The sequence below is a fragment of the Microbacterium alkaliflavum genome, assembly GCF_044325405.1.
In the GTDB taxonomy this organism is placed as follows: Bacteria; Actinomycetota; Actinomycetes; order Actinomycetales; family Microbacteriaceae; genus Microbacterium; species Microbacterium alkaliflavum.
Window position 1 is genome coordinate 46,861 of the sequence record NZ_JBIQWL010000001.1, and the last position, 16,469, is coordinate 63,329.

General features: G+C 68.6%; 19 protein-coding genes. 13 read left to right on the plus strand and 6 right to left on the minus strand.

What is annotated here, in order from left to right:
* The first annotated feature begins 56 nt into the window (after window positions 1-56).
* Complete coding sequence (locus tag ACH3VR_RS00225) at window positions 57-284, plus strand: RNA-binding S4 domain-containing protein (RefSeq protein WP_396638735.1); 228 nt, start codon at window positions 57-59, stop codon at window positions 282-284.
* A 35-nt stretch (window positions 285-319) separates the two neighbouring features.
* Here ACH3VR_RS00225 and ACH3VR_RS00230 read toward each other — a convergent pair whose 3' ends face one another.
* The 3 genes from ACH3VR_RS00230 to ACH3VR_RS00240 form a co-directional block, all read right to left on the minus strand.
* A complete protein-coding gene (locus ACH3VR_RS00230) occupies window positions 320-718 on the minus strand; it encodes a TIGR03618 family F420-dependent PPOX class oxidoreductase (protein WP_396638736.1) in 399 nt (132 codons plus the stop codon).
* An 89-nt stretch (window positions 719-807) separates the two neighbouring features.
* Window positions 808-1,296, minus strand: a complete 489-nt coding sequence (locus tag ACH3VR_RS00235; protein WP_396638737.1) for an adenosine-specific kinase — start codon at window positions 1,294-1,296, stop codon at window positions 808-810.
* A gap of 250 nt (window positions 1,297-1,546) precedes the next feature.
* Window positions 1,547-2,167: a TetR/AcrR family transcriptional regulator gene (locus ACH3VR_RS00240; RefSeq protein ID WP_396638738.1), complete on the minus strand. Its 621-nt coding sequence runs from the start codon at window positions 2,165-2,167 to the stop codon at window positions 1,547-1,549.
* Window positions 2,168-2,272: 105 nt separating this feature from the next.
* Between ACH3VR_RS00240 and ACH3VR_RS00245 the strand changes: the two genes are divergently transcribed.
* From ACH3VR_RS00245 to ACH3VR_RS00280, 8 genes are all read left to right on the plus strand, one after another.
* Window positions 2,273-3,565 (plus strand): MFS transporter, encoded by a 1,293-nt coding sequence (locus tag ACH3VR_RS00245; protein WP_396638739.1) that lies wholly within the window; start codon window positions 2,273-2,275, stop codon window positions 3,563-3,565.
* Between the two features lie 32 nt (window positions 3,566-3,597).
* Entirely contained in the window at window positions 3,598-5,355 is a 1,758-nt protein-coding gene (locus tag ACH3VR_RS00250) for a glycoside hydrolase family 3 protein (RefSeq protein WP_396638740.1), read from the plus strand.
* Window positions 5,356-5,458: 103 nt separating this feature from the next.
* Entirely contained in the window at window positions 5,459-6,325 is an 867-nt protein-coding gene (locus ACH3VR_RS00255; RefSeq protein ID WP_396638741.1) for an AraC family transcriptional regulator, read from the plus strand.
* A gap of 159 nt (window positions 6,326-6,484) precedes the next feature.
* Window positions 6,485-7,363 carry a sugar phosphate isomerase/epimerase family protein gene (locus tag ACH3VR_RS00260; RefSeq protein WP_396638742.1) on the plus strand — a complete coding sequence of 293 codons (879 nt, stop codon included), beginning with the start codon at window positions 6,485-6,487 and terminating at the stop codon, window positions 7,361-7,363.
* Window positions 7,360-8,340, plus strand: a complete 981-nt coding sequence (locus ACH3VR_RS00265) for an aldo/keto reductase (RefSeq protein ID WP_396638743.1) — start codon at window positions 7,360-7,362, stop codon at window positions 8,338-8,340. The genes ACH3VR_RS00260 and ACH3VR_RS00265 overlap by 4 nt, the downstream gene beginning before the upstream one ends.
* Complete coding sequence (locus ACH3VR_RS00270; protein WP_396638744.1) at window positions 8,340-9,383, plus strand: hypothetical protein; 1,044 nt, start codon at window positions 8,340-8,342, stop codon at window positions 9,381-9,383. The genes ACH3VR_RS00265 and ACH3VR_RS00270 overlap by 1 nt, the downstream gene beginning before the upstream one ends.
* 57 nt (window positions 9,384-9,440) lie before the next feature.
* Window positions 9,441-10,103, plus strand: coding sequence for a GntR family transcriptional regulator (locus tag ACH3VR_RS00275; protein WP_396638745.1), 663 nt, complete (start codon window positions 9,441-9,443; stop codon window positions 10,101-10,103).
* Window positions 10,104-10,175: 72 nt separating this feature from the next.
* Window positions 10,176-11,105: an NAD(P)-dependent oxidoreductase gene (locus ACH3VR_RS00280; RefSeq protein ID WP_396638746.1), complete on the plus strand. Its 930-nt coding sequence runs from the start codon at window positions 10,176-10,178 to the stop codon at window positions 11,103-11,105.
* A 94-nt stretch (window positions 11,106-11,199) separates the two neighbouring features.
* Here the strand turns inward: ACH3VR_RS00280 and ACH3VR_RS00285 are convergent, their stop codons facing one another.
* Complete coding sequence (locus ACH3VR_RS00285) at window positions 11,200-12,306, minus strand: epoxide hydrolase family protein (protein WP_396638747.1); 1,107 nt, start codon at window positions 12,304-12,306, stop codon at window positions 11,200-11,202.
* 66 nt (window positions 12,307-12,372) lie between these two features.
* Between ACH3VR_RS00285 and ACH3VR_RS00290 the strand changes: the two genes are divergently transcribed.
* The 3 genes from ACH3VR_RS00290 (at window position 12,373) to ACH3VR_RS00300 (ending at window position 15,218) form a co-directional block, all read left to right on the plus strand.
* On the plus strand, window positions 12,373-14,217 hold the full coding sequence (locus tag ACH3VR_RS00290) for a phosphoenolpyruvate carboxykinase (GTP) (RefSeq protein WP_396638748.1): 1,845 nt from the start codon (window positions 12,373-12,375) through the stop codon (window positions 14,215-14,217).
* 95 nt (window positions 14,218-14,312) lie between these two features.
* Window positions 14,313-14,843 (plus strand): VanZ family protein, encoded by a 531-nt coding sequence (locus ACH3VR_RS00295; RefSeq protein ID WP_396638749.1) that lies wholly within the window; start codon window positions 14,313-14,315, stop codon window positions 14,841-14,843.
* A gap of 138 nt (window positions 14,844-14,981) precedes the next feature.
* Window positions 14,982-15,218, plus strand: a complete 237-nt coding sequence (locus ACH3VR_RS00300; protein ID WP_396638750.1) for a DUF7455 domain-containing protein — start codon at window positions 14,982-14,984, stop codon at window positions 15,216-15,218.
* Between the two features lie 6 nt (window positions 15,219-15,224).
* Here ACH3VR_RS00300 and ACH3VR_RS00305 read toward each other — a convergent pair whose 3' ends face one another.
* Window positions 15,225-15,629 carry a hypothetical protein gene (locus ACH3VR_RS00305; RefSeq protein WP_396638751.1) on the minus strand — a complete coding sequence of 135 codons (405 nt, stop codon included), beginning with the start codon at window positions 15,627-15,629 and terminating at the stop codon, window positions 15,225-15,227.
* Window positions 15,630-15,642: 13 nt separating this feature from the next.
* Window positions 15,643-15,975, minus strand: coding sequence for a PadR family transcriptional regulator (locus ACH3VR_RS00310; RefSeq protein WP_396638752.1), 333 nt, complete (start codon window positions 15,973-15,975; stop codon window positions 15,643-15,645).
* An 89-nt stretch (window positions 15,976-16,064) separates the two neighbouring features.
* Here ACH3VR_RS00310 and ACH3VR_RS00315 point away from each other — a divergent pair, with 89 nt between their 5' ends.
* Window positions 16,065-16,454, plus strand: a complete 390-nt coding sequence (locus ACH3VR_RS00315; RefSeq protein ID WP_396638753.1) for an ester cyclase — start codon at window positions 16,065-16,067, stop codon at window positions 16,452-16,454.
* The last annotated feature ends 15 nt before the right edge of the window (window positions 16,455-16,469 follow it).

Sequence of the window (16,469 nt, forward strand, 5' to 3'; positions counted from 1 at the left end):
CGCCTGCCCGCTCACCGGTGCTCTCGGGGCCGCGCCCGATCGGTTAGCATTCGGGGATGCCGAACCCCGCGCCGATCGTCGACGTCCCGATCGGGGGCGAGGGAATTCGCCTCGGCCAGTTCATGAAGTTCGCGGGACTCCTCGACTCCGGTGGAGACGTGAAAGAGGCCATCATCGACGGCTACGTGACCGTGAACGGCGAGGTCGATCGCCGCCGCGGACGGCAGCTGCAGCTCGGCGACATCGTCGGCTTCGAGGGGCGCAGGGTCCGCGTCTGCCCCTGAGGTGTCGACGGGTCGCGAGCGCCTTGGGGTGGGCGTCAGCTATCCGTTGCGGCTTCGACCATGCGCGCGCTGCCCATCAGCCGCTCGGGAGTGAGGTGGATCGCGACGCGGCGGGGGTTCTCGCGCGGCTGGCGATAGCGCACGGCGTAGAGCGCGACGGCTTCAGCCACGGCCTCCGCGTCGCGATGGATGGTCGCGGCACCCTGGAAGGTGACCCAGTGGGCTCCGTCGAGCTGGCTGATCGTCGCCGTCCCGTTCCGCTCGACGTTGCGCACCTTCTGGGAATCGCCCGAGGTGATGATGCGCAGGATGCCGCCGTGGAAGGTGAACCCCACGGGCACGGTGTGTATCCCACCCCACGGCGCGAGGGTCGAGAGAGTCGCAAGATGGCGTTCGCGGACGAACTCGAATCCGGCAGGCGTCAGTTCTCGCACCCTCACACGCTAGCTCGCGGACGGCGGTTCCGGTCGACGCGCGCTACCGGCCGCACGGGCATGGGCACGCTGGGACCTGCTGAGGGCCGTCAGAGCTTGTAGCCGATCGCCCGCAGCAGATCCCTGCGGTCGGCGACGTCCTGTTCGGTCTCGACGCCGACAGGCGGCTCGCCGTCGATGACCCCCGCGACGCCCCGGCCGCCGCCTGCGACCGCGACGAGCACCTGCACCGGGTTGGCGGTGGCGCAGTAGATCGAGCAGACCTCGGGGACGGCTTTGATCTGGTTGAGCACGTTGACGGGGAACCCGTCGCGCAGCATCACCACGAAGCAGTGCCCGGCGCTGACGGCCAGCGCCGCCGCGACCGCGAGGTCGACGAGCGCCTCGTCGTTTCCCGTGCGTCTGACCAGCCGGGCACCGGATGCCTCGCAGAACGCGACGCCGAACTTCAAGGTGCCGCCGATCCCGGCGAGCGCCTCGTGCAGGTCTTCGACGGTCTTGATGAAGTGGGATTGGCCGACGATGACGTTGACGTCCTCAGGCTTCTCGAGCGGCACGACTTCGATGTCTACAGCCACGGCGCCTCCTTCGACGCCGCCAGGATAGCCCCCGACGAAGTCCGCCGCACCAGGAGGCGGAACGGACGATGGCATTCCACCGCGCGGCGGCTCAGAGGCGCAGGAGGGCTTCGGCGTTGCGGTGCGCGATGCGCTCGCGGTCCCCGACGAGCCCGTCGTCTTCACGAAGTTCGCCTCGTCCGTCGCTGGGCCGGTCACCGACGTGCGGCTGCCGGGCGACATCGTCCAGCGCATGCACTGACCCGCCGCCTCAGGCCGGGCTCGGGTCCGTCCACAGGTCGTGAGTGAGGGCGGACTGGATCTGCGCTTCGAGCCGGGTCGCGATCCCGGTCTGGTCGGGGCGGAGCAGCCACTGCAGCTGCAGTCCGTCCTGCAGTGCGATCAGATCGGAGGCGAAGCCGGCCGGATCGACGCCGGCGCGCAGAACACCGCGGTCGCGCGCGCTCTCGAGCGCCCGCGTCGTTCCGTCGAGGATGCGCGCGTAGTGCTGCGCGAAGTAGGCATGGGCGGGATGATCCGGGGCGGTCGCCTCGGCGCCGAGGACGACATAGAGCCGCACCAGTCCCGGGCGCTCCTCGTTGCGGCGGGCGAGGAGGACCATGCCCCGCAGCACCCCGAGTCCGCCGGCGCGGCGCGAACCGCTAGAGACGAACACCTCGCGGTCGAGCTGCTCGCGATGATCGAGCACTGCCATCAGGAGGTCTTCCTTGGTCTCGAAATGGTGGAACAGGCCCGCGCGCGAGATGCCCACGTCCGCGGCGATCTCGAGCACGGATGTGCCCTCGAAGCCGGCGCGGGCGAAGGCCTCGGCGGCGGCCTCGACGATCGCCTGTCGACGCAGGATGCCTTTCTGATAATGACCGTCCGCCACAACCCCTCCTGAAGAAAACCGGCACAGGTGCCGGTTTTCATGTTAGCGTCTCTTCCGCACGCCGGATCCCGGGGCGCGCCGCACCATCTCGACGAAGGAGTCAGAGTGTCTCAACCCACAGCAACCCCCGCCCCGTTCGCGGTCGACACACCGGGTCGTGAACCGCGGGGCTACACGCCCACGTACGCGCTCGCGACGTTCGGCCTGTTCTTCGCGATCCTGACCCCGATCATGGGCGGCCTGTCCGTCAAGGTGCAGGGGCTCGTCGGCCTCGAGGACGCCGCGGTGCAGCTCGGCCTCGTCATGGGCATCGGCTCGCTCTTCGCCCTCGTCTCGCAGCCGATCGCCGGTCGCCTGTCCGACGCGACGATGTCGAGGCTCGGCATGCGCCGCCCCTGGATCATCGCGGGCGTCGTGGGCACCTTCATCGGCCTCCTGATCGTCGGCATCGCGCCCAGCATCCCGCTCCTGCTCGTCGGCTGGTGCATCGCGCAGCTCATGAGCAACTTCGCGCAGGCCGCCGAGACCGCGACGATCGCCGACCAGGTGCCCGAGCACCGTCGCGGATTCGTCTCGGGCCTCGCGGGCGCCGGTACGCCGATCGCCCTGCTCGTCGGCGCGATCACGCTCAACTTCCTCCCCAATGACTTCCTGCGCGCCGTCGTCCCGGGCGCCGTGGGCCTCCTCTTCGGCCTTCTCTTCGCGTTCGTGCTCAAGGACAAGGTGCGCACCGAGCGCCGCGAAGAGCGCTTCACCGTTCTGAGCCTGCTGCTCACGTTCGTCTTCAACCCCCGCAAGTACCCCGACCTCGGGTGGGCGTGGCTCACGAAGTGCCTCATCATGTTCGGCTACGGCGCGACCGCCGCGTACCTCACGCTCTTCCTCGCCGACTCCTACGGCATGGACATCCCGCACCAGCTGCAGTTCAACCTGACCGCGACGCTCGTGTCGGTCGTCTTCCTCGTGATCACGAGCGTCGTAGGCGGCAAGCTCTCCGACAAGCTGCGCCGTCGCCGCATCTTCGTCTCGCTCGGCGGCATCCTCGTCGGCGTGGGCGTCATCATACTGGGCGTCTCGTCGTCGTTCGGTGAGGCCGGCCTGACGATCATCCTCGTCGCGGAAGCCATCATGGGCATCGGCGCCGGGCTGTTCTTCGCCGTCGACCAGGCGCTGTGCGTCGAGGTGCTGCCCAACCCGGACGACACTGCGAAGGACCTCGGCGTGCTCAACATCGCCAACACGCTGCCTGCGATGATCGCGCCGTTCCTCGCGGGAGTCGTGGTCATCCCGATGGGTAAGGCGCTGTTCGGCAACGGCTACACGACGTGGTTCATCATCGGCGGCCTCGTCGCCATCATCGGCGGCATCCTCGTGTACCGCATCCGCGGCGTCCGCTGAGCGTCGTCGCCACTTCACCGAAAGGAGGGATCATGCAGGAGATGACTTCCGTGCGATTCCCGTACCAGGACCAGACCCTCGACCCGCGCCGGCGGGCCCAGGACCTCGTATCGCGCATGACGCTCGAGGACAAGGCCGGGACGATGTTCCAGTCCATCGTGTCGGTCGGGCCGGTCGACAAGCCCGAGCCGCTGTTCGGACTGCCCTCGCTCGCGTCGCTGGTGATCAACCACCGCATCACGTACCTCTACGTCGTGGGCGACGCGGCGGACGCACGCGGGTTCGTGCAGTGGGCGAACGCGGCTCAGTCGCTCGCGCTCGGGTCGGGGCTCGGCATCCCGATCACCTTCTCGACGGATCCGCGCCACGGGTTCGTCGAGAACCCGGCTGCCTCATCGACGTCGAGCATGTTCTCGCAGTGGCCCGAGGCGATCGGCCTCGCGGCCCTGCGGTCGGAGGAGCTCGTCGAGCGCTTCGCCGACGTCATGCGGCAGGAGTACGTCTCGGTGGGGCTCCGCTCGGCGCTGCATCCGCAGATCGACGTCGCGACCGAGCCCCGCTGGGCGCGTGCCGGCGCGACCTTCGGCGAGGACGCCACGCTCACGGCGAAGCTCGGTGCCGCGTACATCCGGGGGCTCCAGGGCGACCGCCTCGGACCGGACTCGGTCATCGCGATGGCCAAGCACTTCCCGGGCGGCGGTCCGCAGAAAGACGGCGAGGACCCGCACTTCACCTACGGCAAGGAGCAGGTCTACCCCGGTGGACAGTTCCGCTACCACCTCGAGCCGTTCATCGCGGCGATCGAGGCGGGGGTCGGGCAGATGATGCCGTACTACGGGATGCCGGTGGGCACGGAGTACGACGAGGTCGGCTTCGCGTTCAACAAGGCCATCGTGACGTCGCTCCTGCGCGAGCAGCTCGGATTCGACGGCGTCGTCTGCACCGACTTCGGCCTGCTGACGGACGCCGACATCCTCGGTGCGCCGATGCCCGCACGCGCCTGGGGTCTCGAGAACACGACGCGCCACGATCGGATCGTGCGCCTGCTCGAAGCGGGCGTCGACCAGTTCGGCGGCGAGCTCTGCACGGAGGAGCTCGTCACCGTCGTCCGCAACGGTCGTGTGGACGAGGATCGCCTCGACACCTCCGTCGAGCGCCTGCTCGCCCACAAGTTCGAGCTCGGCCTGTTCGATCGGCCGCTCATCGACGAGGATGCGGCGGTCGCGGTCGCCGGAAACGCCGAGTTCCGGGCACTCGGCGACAAGGCGCAGCGCGAGGCGATGACACTCCTGACCAACGCGGGCACGCTGCCTCTCGGCGGTGACCTCAAGGTCTACGCCGAGAATCTCGACGTCTCCCGCGAGCAGAGCTGGACGCCCGTCGAGACGCCCGAGCAGGCGGAGGTCGCGATCCTCCGCATCAAGGCGCCGTTCGAGCCCCGCGGCCCGGGCTTCGAGCTGTTCTTCCACGCCGGATCGCTCGCGTTCGACGATGAGACGATGGCGCGGCTCACCGGCATCTGCCGAGCGGTGCCGACCGTCGTCGTGATCTCGCTCGACCGAGCCGCGGTGCTCGGCGAGCTCGTCGACAGTGCGGCCGCGATCGTCGCCGACTACGGTGCGAGCGACCAGGCCGTGCTCGACGTCCTGACCGGGCGCACCCGCCCCCTGGGCAAGCTCCCGTTCGATCTGCCGTCATCAATGGCCGCCGTCGAGGCGAGCCGAGAGGACACGCCGTTCGACACCGAGGACCCGGCGTTCCGGTTCGGACACGGCCTGCGATACAGCTGATCAGACCGGCCGCGCATGACCAGCAGGCCGTGACCGAATCGAACCGCGAAAGTCGGGTGCGAATCGGTCACGGCCTGCAGGCTTGGTGTCGAAGGGAGAACCCGTGATCGCCTCGCTCAACCGGCTGACGGACTACATCGACGCCCACCTCGACGACGAGATCGATGTCGCCGCGCTCGCGGTCGAGCTCGGCACGACGGAGTACCACCTCCGCCGCATGTTCTCGTCGCTGGCCGGCATGCCCCTGTCCGAGTACATCCGACGGCGGCGGATGACCGTCGCCGCAGCCGACGTGCTCGCGCAGGCGGAGCTGCTCGAGATCGCAGTGCGGTACGGCTACGGCTCGACCGAAGCGTTCGGTCGCGCCTTCCGATCGGTCCACGGCATCGCACTGGGCGATGCACGCCGAGACGGTGGTCCCCTTCGCATGCAGCCACGGCTCAGGTTCCGCCTGACCGTAGAAGGGAACATCACGATGGACACTCGCCTCACCGATCGCCCGGCCTTCCGGCTCGTCGGCTACGCCGCGCGCGTGCCGCTCATCCACGAGGGCGTCAATCCGCACATCCAGGCGCACATCGCCGGCATCCCGGCATCCGAGCATCAGCGGCTCAAAGGGCTCAGCGACACGGAGCCGGCCGGGCTCCTCCAGGTGAGCGCCGACGTCGACCCCGACTATGTCGAGGGCACCGAGCTGACCTACTTGCACGGTGTCGCCGTCAACCCGACGACACCGGTGCCGGAGGACCTGGACCTCATCGAGGTCCACGCGGGCGCATGGGCGGTGTTCCGCAGCGAAGGCGCGTACCCCGCCGTGCTGCAGTCGACCTGGGCCGCCACCGCGACCGACTGGTTCCCGTCCAACCCGTGGCGGCTGCGCCCCGGTCCCTCGATCGTCGCGATCCTCGACCGCGCCGCCGACTTCAGCACTGCCACCTGCGAGCTCTGGCTGCCCGTCGAGCGCGCCTGAGGCCGACGGCCACTCGGCTCGGGCGCGATGATGCGCGCCGGTCCCACCGGCGCGTGTGGTCGACTCGGCGTATGTCGGTATTTTTTTGTCAACATTCTTCCGGTACCATGGACATATCCCGCTCGACGACCGAGCGGGATCGGTTCACGGAAGAAGCGCATGACACACAACGCACACCTGGTCGACCGGGGGTCCTCCGTCGCCGGTCCCCGGGTCTCGGAGTACACGATCTCGTCGGTCTGCCTGAGGGGCTACGACTTCGCGCAGGCACTCGAGGTCGCGAAGCGGCTCGGATTCGACTCCCTCGATCTCGTTGGCCTGCGGGGGCTCTGCGAGCATGTGCCCGTGAACGGGAGCACCGCTGACCTCCGCGCGGCGGCGGAGGTCTTCCGGCGGTCCGGACTGCGCGGCGCGAGTGTGAACGCCGACCCGGGCTCGTTCGACGGCTTCGATGATGCTGAGGACGTGCGGCGCCGGATCGACGGTCTGCTGGGGTTCCTCGGCGAGGCCGAGCTGCCGCTGCTGGTGCTGCCGTGCGGCGAGAAGACCGCCGCGCCGCCGGCGGATCCGCAGATCTCGCGGATGGCGGATGCGTTGAACGGCGTGGCTGCGAGCGCGCGCGCCGCCGGCGTGAGGCTCGCGGTCGAGGCGCCGTACTTCGGCCGGCCGATCCACAGCCTGGAGCGCGCCGAGCAGCTCCTGGCCGCGCTCGACCCGGCGATCGAGCTCGCTTACGACGTGTCGCATGTCGAGGCGGCCGACGAATCGGTCGTCGCGGGCTGGGATCGATTCGCCGACCGCATCGGCATCGTGCATCTGCGCGATGCGGCGTCGGGCGACGTCCGCCGCGTGATCGGCGCGGGCCGCGTCGATTTCGCCGCGTTTCTGCACCAGGTGCGCGCGAGCGACTTCTCGGGAGACGTCGTGCTCGAGCTGGAGACGCAGAACAGCCCCTACGCATCCAAGGAAGACGAAGTGATGGCCGCGGCCCTGTACCTCGGTGCCATCGAACAGAAGGAGAGGGAGATCGTCCGATGAAGTACACGTCGATCGGCTCGAGCGGGCTGCAGGTCTCGAAAGTCACGCTCGGGTGCATGAGTTACGGCGACCCGGATGTCGGTTCGCACGGGTGGACCCTGCCCGAGGAGGAGAGCCGTGCGTTCATCCGCCAGGCGCTCGAGCTGGGGATCACCTCGTTCGACACGGCGAATAGCTACTCGCTCGGGCGCAGCGAGGAGATCGTCGGCAAGGCGATCAGGGATTTCTGCCGCCGTGAGGAAGTCGTCCTCGCGACGAAGGTCTACTTCCCGATGCGCCCCGGCCCGAACGGCGGCGGCCTGTCGCGTGGGCACATCCTCGAGCAGGTGGACGCGAGCCTGCGCCGCCTCGGCACGGACTACATCGACCTGTACCAGATCCACCGGTGGGACGACACGGTGCCGCTGGAGGAGACCCTCGAGACGCTGAACGACCTCGTGCGCGCCGGCAAGGTGCGCTACCTCGGCGCCTCGTCGATGTGGGCCTGGCAGTTCGCGAAGGCGCAGTTCACCGCGAAGATGCACGGCTGGGCGCCCTTCATCTCCATGCAGGCGCAGTACAACCTGCTCACCCGCGAGGACGAGCGCGAGATGTATCCGTTCTGCCTCGACCAGGGCGTCGGTGCGCTGCCGTGGAGCCCTCTCGCGCGCGGCAAGCTCACGCGCCCGTGGGATGAGAAGTCCGCCCGGTTCGACAGCGACCCGCTCGCACCGAGCCTGTATCACCAGAATGAGGCGGGCGACCGGAAGATCGTCGAGACCGTCTTCGCCATCGCCGAGGAGCGAGGTGTCGCACCGGCCCAGGTCGCGCTCGCCTGGGTGATGCACCAGCCCGTCGTCGCCTCGCCGATCGTCGGTGCGACGAAGCTCAAGCATCTCGACGATGCCGTCGCCGCCGTCGACCTCGAGCTGAGCGACGACGAGCTGCGCAGCCTGACCGAGCACTATGGGCCGCACGCGATGGAAGGGTTCGCCTGATGACGACGGTCGAGATCTCGGGCGAGGCGTTCCTGGTCGACGGAGTCATCGCGAACGCGGGACGCACGGTGCGAGGCATCCCGGTTGACGGCCTCCTGCTCAACAGCCGGATGATCAACGGCATCTTCGACGACGTGAACCCCGAGACGCGTGCCCAGTGGGCGTATCCCGATTCGGGGGTGTGGGATGCCGAGCGCAACGTCGCCGAGTTCCTCGCGGCCATGGGGGAGTGGCGCGCGAAGGGGCTGGACGCCTTCACGATCGGCATCCAGGGTGGCAGCCCCCAGGGCTACAGCGAGACCCAGCCATGGGACAGCGGCGGGTTCGATTCGGACGGCGCACTGCGCCCCGCCTTTGCAGAGCGGCTCCGCCGCATCCTCGACGAGGCCGACCGCCTCGGCTTCGTCGTGATCGTGGATTACTTCTATCAGGGGCAGGAGATGCGCCTGGTGGATGAGGATGCCGTGCGTCGCGCGACTGTGGAGGCAACAGAGTTCCTGCTCGAGGGCGGCTGGCGCAACGTCATGGTCGAGATCGCGAACGAGTGCAACTTCGACTGGGAGTACACGCACAGCCGGAACATGCGCTGGGATCGCGTGCACGAGCTGATCGCCCTCGCCCAATCCGTCGAGCGCGATGGCCGGCGACTGTACGTGAGCACGAGCTTCGCCGCGATCGAGCCGATCATGACCGCTGAAGTGCTCCGCCAGGCGGACTGGGTGCTGCTGCACGGCAATGGCACGGAGCGACCGGAGCGGCTGTCGGAGATGGTCGCTCAGGTCAAGGCGATGCCCGAGTTCACGCCCAAGCCGATCATGTTCAACGAAGACGACCACTTCGACTTCGACCAGCCCCACAACCACATGGTTGAAGCGCTCCGCGCGGGCGCGTCATGGGGATACTTCGACCCCGGCTCGATCACCGTCTTCCCGCCCCAGCCCACGCTGGGCAACTATCGCGACGGCTATCAGGCCGTGCCGGTGAACTGGGGGATCAGCTCGGAGATCAAGCGCAGCTTCTTCGACGCGATCTCAGAGGTCTGACGTGATGACCATGAAAGAATGTCGACATTCAGTCTGTCCCGCGTGGGGAGATACATCATGGCCGCACCGGTCGCCTTCGACAAGCGGACTCTCCGTCAGCGCTGCACCGCCTACGTGCGGCAGGCGATCATCGCGGGGGATCTCGCTCCCGGCGAGCATGTCGTCGAGACGAAGCTCGCCGACGAGCTGAACGTCAGCCGGGGCACCGTCCGGGAAGCGCTCCGCCCCCTCGAGGCGGAGGGGCTGCTTGTCGACGACGGACGCGGCCACATGCTCGTCCGTGAGATGACCGCGAGTGAGATCGGTGACGTCTTCGATGTGCGCGCCGCGCTCGAGGTTCTCGCCGCGACGAAGCTCGCGAGCAGGGACGATCGCGAGGAGCTCGCCGACCGCCTGCGCACCGCGCTGGCACCGCTGCAGGACGAGTCGCTCGACTTCGCCGCTCAGCTCGAGTCCGACCTGGGGTTCCATGAACTGCTGTGCCGACTCACGGGCAATGCGACCCTCCTCACGTCGTGGCGACAGCTCATCGGCCAGATCGAGATGATGATCATCGCGGCCGGGCCCGCAAAGGCATTCGGGCGGATGCGGTACGCCGAGCACGTCGTGATCGCCGATGCGATCGCATCCGGGGATGAGTCACGGGTGCGCGAAGTCGTGATGACCCACATGGACGAATTCGCCTCGCGCTACCTCGGCGACAAGCTGCCCGTCGCCTGAGCGGCTTCCCCCGCAGCACTGAAGCCAGATGTCTTCTTGACAGCTGACGAATAAATGTCGACAATTAGCAGTATGAAGTTCTCTCCCGAAGAAGACGGCGACGTCCTGGCCGTCGGATTCATCGGCGTGGGGGCCATGGGTTCGCCGATGGCTCGTCACGCACTCGCGATCGGCCCCGTGACCGTCTTCGACGTCGACACCGCGCGGCTGGATGCACTTGCGATGCTCGGCGCACATGTCGCGCGCTCGCCTCGAGAGGTCGCCGAGCGGGCCGACGTCCTCGTGGTCATGGTGGCGACGCCGGTGCAGCTCGACACCGTCCTCTTCGGCGAGGACGGGGCGGAGCCGGAGCTTCGGGCCGGCCAGACGCTCATCGTGATGGCCTCCGTCGGCGTCGAGGCCGTCCGGGCGGTCGCCGCACGGCTCGAGGGGCGCGGCCTGCACATCGTCGACGCTCCCGTCACTGGGGGAGTCGCCCGCGCCGAGACTGCCGAGTTGACGATCCTCGCCGGCGGATCCGAGGCGGCGATCGCGGCTGCCCAGCCCGTGCTGCAGGCGATGTCGAAGACGGTCGCCCACTGTGGTCCTGCGGTGGGCGACGGCCAGGCCGTCAAGCTCGTGAATCAGCTCCTCTGCTCCGTCCACCTCGCCGCCGCCGCCGAGGCGCTCGCCTTCGCCGAGTCGCTGGGGCTCGACCCCGAGGTGGTGCTCGGTGCGATCCAGCACGGCGCGGCATCCTCGTTCATGCTCAGCGATCGTGGTCCCCGGATGCTGGCCGTCGACGAGCCGCCCGTGCTCAGCGCGATCGACATCTTCGTCAAGGACACGTCGCTCGTCCTCGATGCCGCCCGCGAGGCCGCATCGCTCGTTCCCCTCGCCGAGGTGGCCGCCGAGCGTTTCGGTCGCGCGCGGGAGCGCGGGTGGGGCCGACGGGACGACTCGAAGCTCATCGACCTCTACCTGACTGCGGAGAACTCCCGCCGCCCTGTCCCCACGCCGTGACCTGGCCGGAGGCCGCCGGGCGCGCGGCATCCGGTCGCTCGCCGTCGCGACGGGTCCGCGCGAGCAGCCGCCGGCACACCGGCGGAGCCGCGCTTCACCCGAAGAAGGCCCGGATGTCGCGCGCGAGCAGGTCAGGCTCCTCCGCCGCCGCGAAGTGCCCGCCGCGCGGCGCGACGGTCCACTGCCGGAGGTCATAGAGGCGCTCGTACCACTCCCGCGGCGGCTCGCCCTCGGGGACGAACTCGTGGGCGAACACCGAGATCGCGGTGGGAACCGACACGTAGTCATCGCTCGTGAGGTGCGTGCCGTGCCATCGCGCGTCGAAGTAGTCGCGCATCGACGACGTGATCGAGTTCGTGCACCAGTAGAGCGTGAGCAGCGTCAGCAGGAAGTCGGTGCCGAAGTGCCGGTCGACCTCGCCGCCGCTGTCGCTCCACGCCCGCCACTTCTCGATGAGCCAGGCAGCCATGCCGGCGGGTGAATCCGACAGCCCGTAGCCGAGCGTCTGGGGGCGGGTCGATTGGATGCTGCTGTACCCGCGCTCCGTGGCATCCCATCGTGCGACGTGCTCGAGGTAGGCGCGCTCGCTCTGGGTCAACGGAGCGGAATCGGGGCCGAGCATGGGATGCATCTCCGGGGTCGTCAGCAGGATGCCGGTGAGCCGCTCGGGCGCGCGCAGGGCGAGATGCGTCGTGACCGCCGCTCCGAAGTCTCCGCCGACCGCGCCGAACTGCTCGTAGCCGAGGGCGTCCATGAGCTCGAGCCACAGTCCTGCGGTGTAGGCCGCGTCGACCCCCACCTTCACGGGCCGGGACGAGAAGCCGTACCCGGGCATCGACGGGACGATGAGGTCGAACTCCTCCGACAGCCGGTCGACGAGCGGCAGCATCTCCACGAAGCAACTCGGCCATCCGTGCGTCAGCATCAGTGCCGGCTTTCCGCGACGCTCGTGGACGAAGTGCAGTCGCGCGTCCGCGAGGTCGAGGGTGGACTGGGGATACGCGTTGAGGCGCGCCTCCTGCCTCCGCCAGTCGAAGCGGCCGCCCCATTGCTCGACCAGCTCCTGGAGGTACGCCAGATCCGTGCCTTGGCTCCATGGCTCGCCGGGCGCATCGTCGGGCCAGCGCGTGGAGCGCAGACGTGCCCGCAGATCGCTCAGCACGCTCTCCGGGATGGCGATCGTGAAGGGTTCGGGGCCCATGCCGGAATCATCGCAGAGTCCAGCACCGGTCTGGTGCGAGGCCATCCGGCTTGGCAGGCTCGCATCATGAACACACCGGAGTGGGTTGAGCACCGCGGGCTGGTGGCCTGGGTGAACGAGATGGCCGAGCTGTGCAAGCCGGCCGATATTCATTGGTGCGATGGCTCGCAGTCGGAGTATGACGAGCTGTGCGAGCAGCTGGTCGAGTCGGGGGCTTTCATCAGGCTGAATCCGCAGAAGCGGCCGCGGAGCTTCCTGGCGCGGAGTGATCCGAGCGATGTCGCGCGGGTGGAGGAGCGCACGTTCATCTGTGCGCGCAGCGAGGAGGATGCCGGGCCGACGAACAACTGGATGGATCCGCGGGCGATGATGGGGATCCTGCGGGGGCTGTTCGCGGGGTCGATGGTGGGCCGGACGATGTATGTCGTGCCGTTCAGCATGGGCCCGCTGGGATCGCCGATCGCGCAGTTGGGGGTGCAGATCACGGACTCGCCGTACGCGGTGGTGAGCATGCGGATCATGACGCGGATGGGTCGTGCGGCGGCCGAGGTGCTCGGTGCAGATGGGGAGTTCGTGCCGTGCATGCACAGCGTCGGCGCGCCGCTGGCCGAGGGGGAGCAGGATGCCGCGTGGCCGTGCAATCCGACGGAGAAGTACATCGTGCACTTCCCCGAGTCGCGGGAGATCTGGTCGTACGGGTCGGGCTACGGCGGCAACGCGCTGCTGGGGAAGAAGTGCCTCGCGCTGCGGATCGCGTCCACGATGGCGCGGGATGAGGGGTGGCTGGCCGAGCACATGCTGATCCTCGGGGTGACCGATCCGGAGGGGGAGAAGACCTACGTCGCGGCGGCGTTCCCATCCGCGTGCGGCAAGACGAACTTCGCGATGCTCGTGCCCCCGCCCGCGTTCACCGATCAGGGGTGGAAGGTCACCACGGTCGGTGACGACATCGCGTGGATCAAGCCGGGGGAGAACGGCCGGCTGATGGCGATCAACCCGGAGGCGGGGTATTTCGGCGTCGCGCCGGGCACGTCGTATGCGACGAACCCGAACGCGATGGAGTCGATCCGCTCCGACACGATCTTCACCAACGTCGCGCTCACCGACGACGGCGACGTGTGGTGGGAGGGCATGGACGGGCCCACGCCCGAGCACCTGATCGACTGGCAGGGCCACGACTGGACGCCCGCGTCCGACACCAAGGCCGCGCACCCCAACTCCCGGTTCACCTCGCCGGCGACGCTCAACCCCGCGTTGGACGAGTCGTGGGACGACCCCGCCGGGGTGCCGATCCGCGCGTTCGTGTTCGGCGGCCGCCGCGCCGGCACCATCCCGCTCGTGGTGCAGAGCTTCAACTGGGCGTTCGGGGTGTACATGGCCGCGACGATGGGCTCGGAGACCACCGCCGCTGCGTTCGGCAAGCAGGGTGTCGTACGCCGCGACCCGTTCGCGATGCTCCCGTTCTCCGGGTACCACATGGGCGACTACGTCAACCACTGGCTCGCGCTGGGCCGCACGGTCCGCAACCCTCCCCGGATCTTCGAGGTGAACTGGTTCCGCCGCGACGAGGACGGCAAGTTCCTCTGGCCCGGGTTCGGCGAGAACATGCGCGTGCTGCAGTGGATCGTGGCCCGCTCCCGCGGCCGGGCGCTGGGCATCGAGAGCCCCCTGGGATGGATGCCCCGCTACGAGGACCTCACTTGGGACGGCCTGGACTTCTCCGAGCAGGACTTCTTCTCCTGCATGGCGATCAACCGCGTCGACTGGACCGCCGAACTCCTGGACGTGGAAGAGCTGTTCATGAAGCTCTACAACCGCCTCCCCAAGGAGATGGAGATGATCCGCTCCCTCACCACCAGCGCCCTGTGGCGCTCCCCGAAGAACTGGGAGATGAACTCCGACCCCACCTGACCCGGCGCGTTCAGGGCATCCACACTCGACGCACGGGAAGATGCCCTGTGCCTTCTTCGAGCCCGCAGTCGGTTGCGCATCGCAACAGGATGCTGATGCCGGCCCTCGTCGTGTATCTCGTGCTGCTGGCGTGGGTCGTGCTGTGGAAGCTCGAGGTGCCGTGGATCGGTGCGGCCGCCGGCCTCCTCCGGCCGATCAAGCTGCTGCCCTTCGTCGCGAGCGGCGACTTGGGCGCCAGTGCACCGATCGAGGTGCTCATCAACCTCGCGATCTTCGTGCCCTTCGGGCTGTTCCTGGGCGCGCTCGCTCCGACCTGGACGTGGTGGAAGGCGGGCGGGGTCATGTTGGGCGCCAGCCTCGTGCTCGAGTCCACCCAGCACCTGATCTCGACGGGGAGCTTCGACACCACCGATCTGATCGTCAACACAGCCGGCGGCCTCATCGGCTGGGGTGTCTTCGCGGTCCTGCGCCGCCGTCTCGCCGATCGCGCCGCGGCTGTCTCGGCCCGCGTCTGCGTCATCGTGACGGCGCTCGCGCTGGTCGCTGTCGTGGCGTTCGTCGCCTCTCCGCTGCACTACGGGCCGCAGCGCGACGTCGTGGTGGAGCATCCCGCACCACAACGCTGAACGACTGAGGCGAGGCCTCGGCCGACGGCCATCGCCGGCCGGAACAGTGATCGGTCGGCGTATCAGAACCGCTCCGTTCCGACTCATGAAGTGCATCAGCAAGCGGCGCAGCAGCCGCGAGACAGAAGAGGTGCACTCATGGACGAGCCCCCGGTCGACATCGTCGATCGCTACCGCGACAGCGTCGAGACGCAAGCCCCCGAATACTGCGACACCTGCGCCGGCACCGGCGCGCGCGTCGAGGCCTTCGTGTTCGCCGAACTCCCCTCAGGGCGCTCGGTCGCCTATTGCGCGCACCACGGCACGCGGTATCTCGACGGACTCCGCGAGATCGCGCTGGTCATCGTCGACCACCGCCATCTCGTGATGGCCTGAGCAGCGTCACGAGCCCCCGAGGAACGGATTCCCGTACATGGGATGCTCCGGCCGATCCTTGCCGCACAGGGCGCAGCGCTCATACACAGTCCCGTCCTCGGCACTCTGCTTCAGCCAGTAGTGATGCACGTTCAGCAGGCACAGCAGCGGCTTGCTGCGAAGGATTGTGAGCATGGATCTCCTCTCTCGCGTGGGATCGGCCGTCGCTCGGCGGAGCGACCAGGAACTCGCCAGGAGCTGGAGCGCGTAGCCGGTCTGACGGACCCGCGGCATCCCGTACAGCTCAGCCGTCAGCTCCTGCCGATAGCGAGTGCGAAGCCTTCCTCCGGGCAGCACCTGACAGGTCAGCGCGACGAGCGCCCGAGGGACGAACGCCGGGCGTTCGAGCCGGGGTGCCGTCTTCTCAGGCATGACGTGACGCTCCTCATTGCCCCGGGCGCGGGATGAGCGAGGTCTGCGGCGCGCGCCGCGACTGATAGGCCTTGGCCAAGGCGTTCCGCGCGGCGACTTCGCCGTTCGCGTCGAGCTTGTAATAGCGCCGCGGCGGCCGGCCTTCGACCGAGGGGTCGATGTCCTCCCAGCGGGAGGTGACCCAGCCCAGCCCCTCGAGGCGAGCCAGGATCGGGTGGACGGTGCCGCTCGGCAGTCCCGCCGCGGCGCCGATCTCGAGGCCGTACAGCTCTGCGCTCGGGTCGAGCAGCAGCGCGTGGAGCACGAGCTGCATGCTGATCGTCATGCGCGGAGGCTTCGGGGTCACAGTCGTACTCTACCTAGGGGCTAGGTAGAGTACAAGCATGACTTCCAGACCGGCCCAGGTCTCGCTCGGCCCTGCCCATAATGGGAGCGATGGAGCCGTGGGAGATGCGCGAGTGGTTCGGTGATTACCTCGACGCCTGCAACCGCCACGATCTCGACCGGATACGCTCTTTCATCGCTCCTACGGTGCGCCGCGCTCACCTGCCCGGCGGTGTCGACGCGTGGCTCGCCGACCTGGTCGACCTCTTCCACGCCTTCCCCGACTGGCAGTGGCGGCGCATCCAGCTCATCGTGGAGGACGACCGCATCGCCGCGCACCTGCGAGCCGGCGGCACGCACACCGGGCCGTTCCGCGGCATCCCGCCCACTCGCCGGCACGTCAACGTCGCCGAGTTCGCGATGTACCGCGTGACGAACGGATGCATCGCGGAGTGCACCGGGACCGGGGACGCCGAGGTGCTGGCACAGCTTCGAGGTTAGAGGCACGGGCATCCC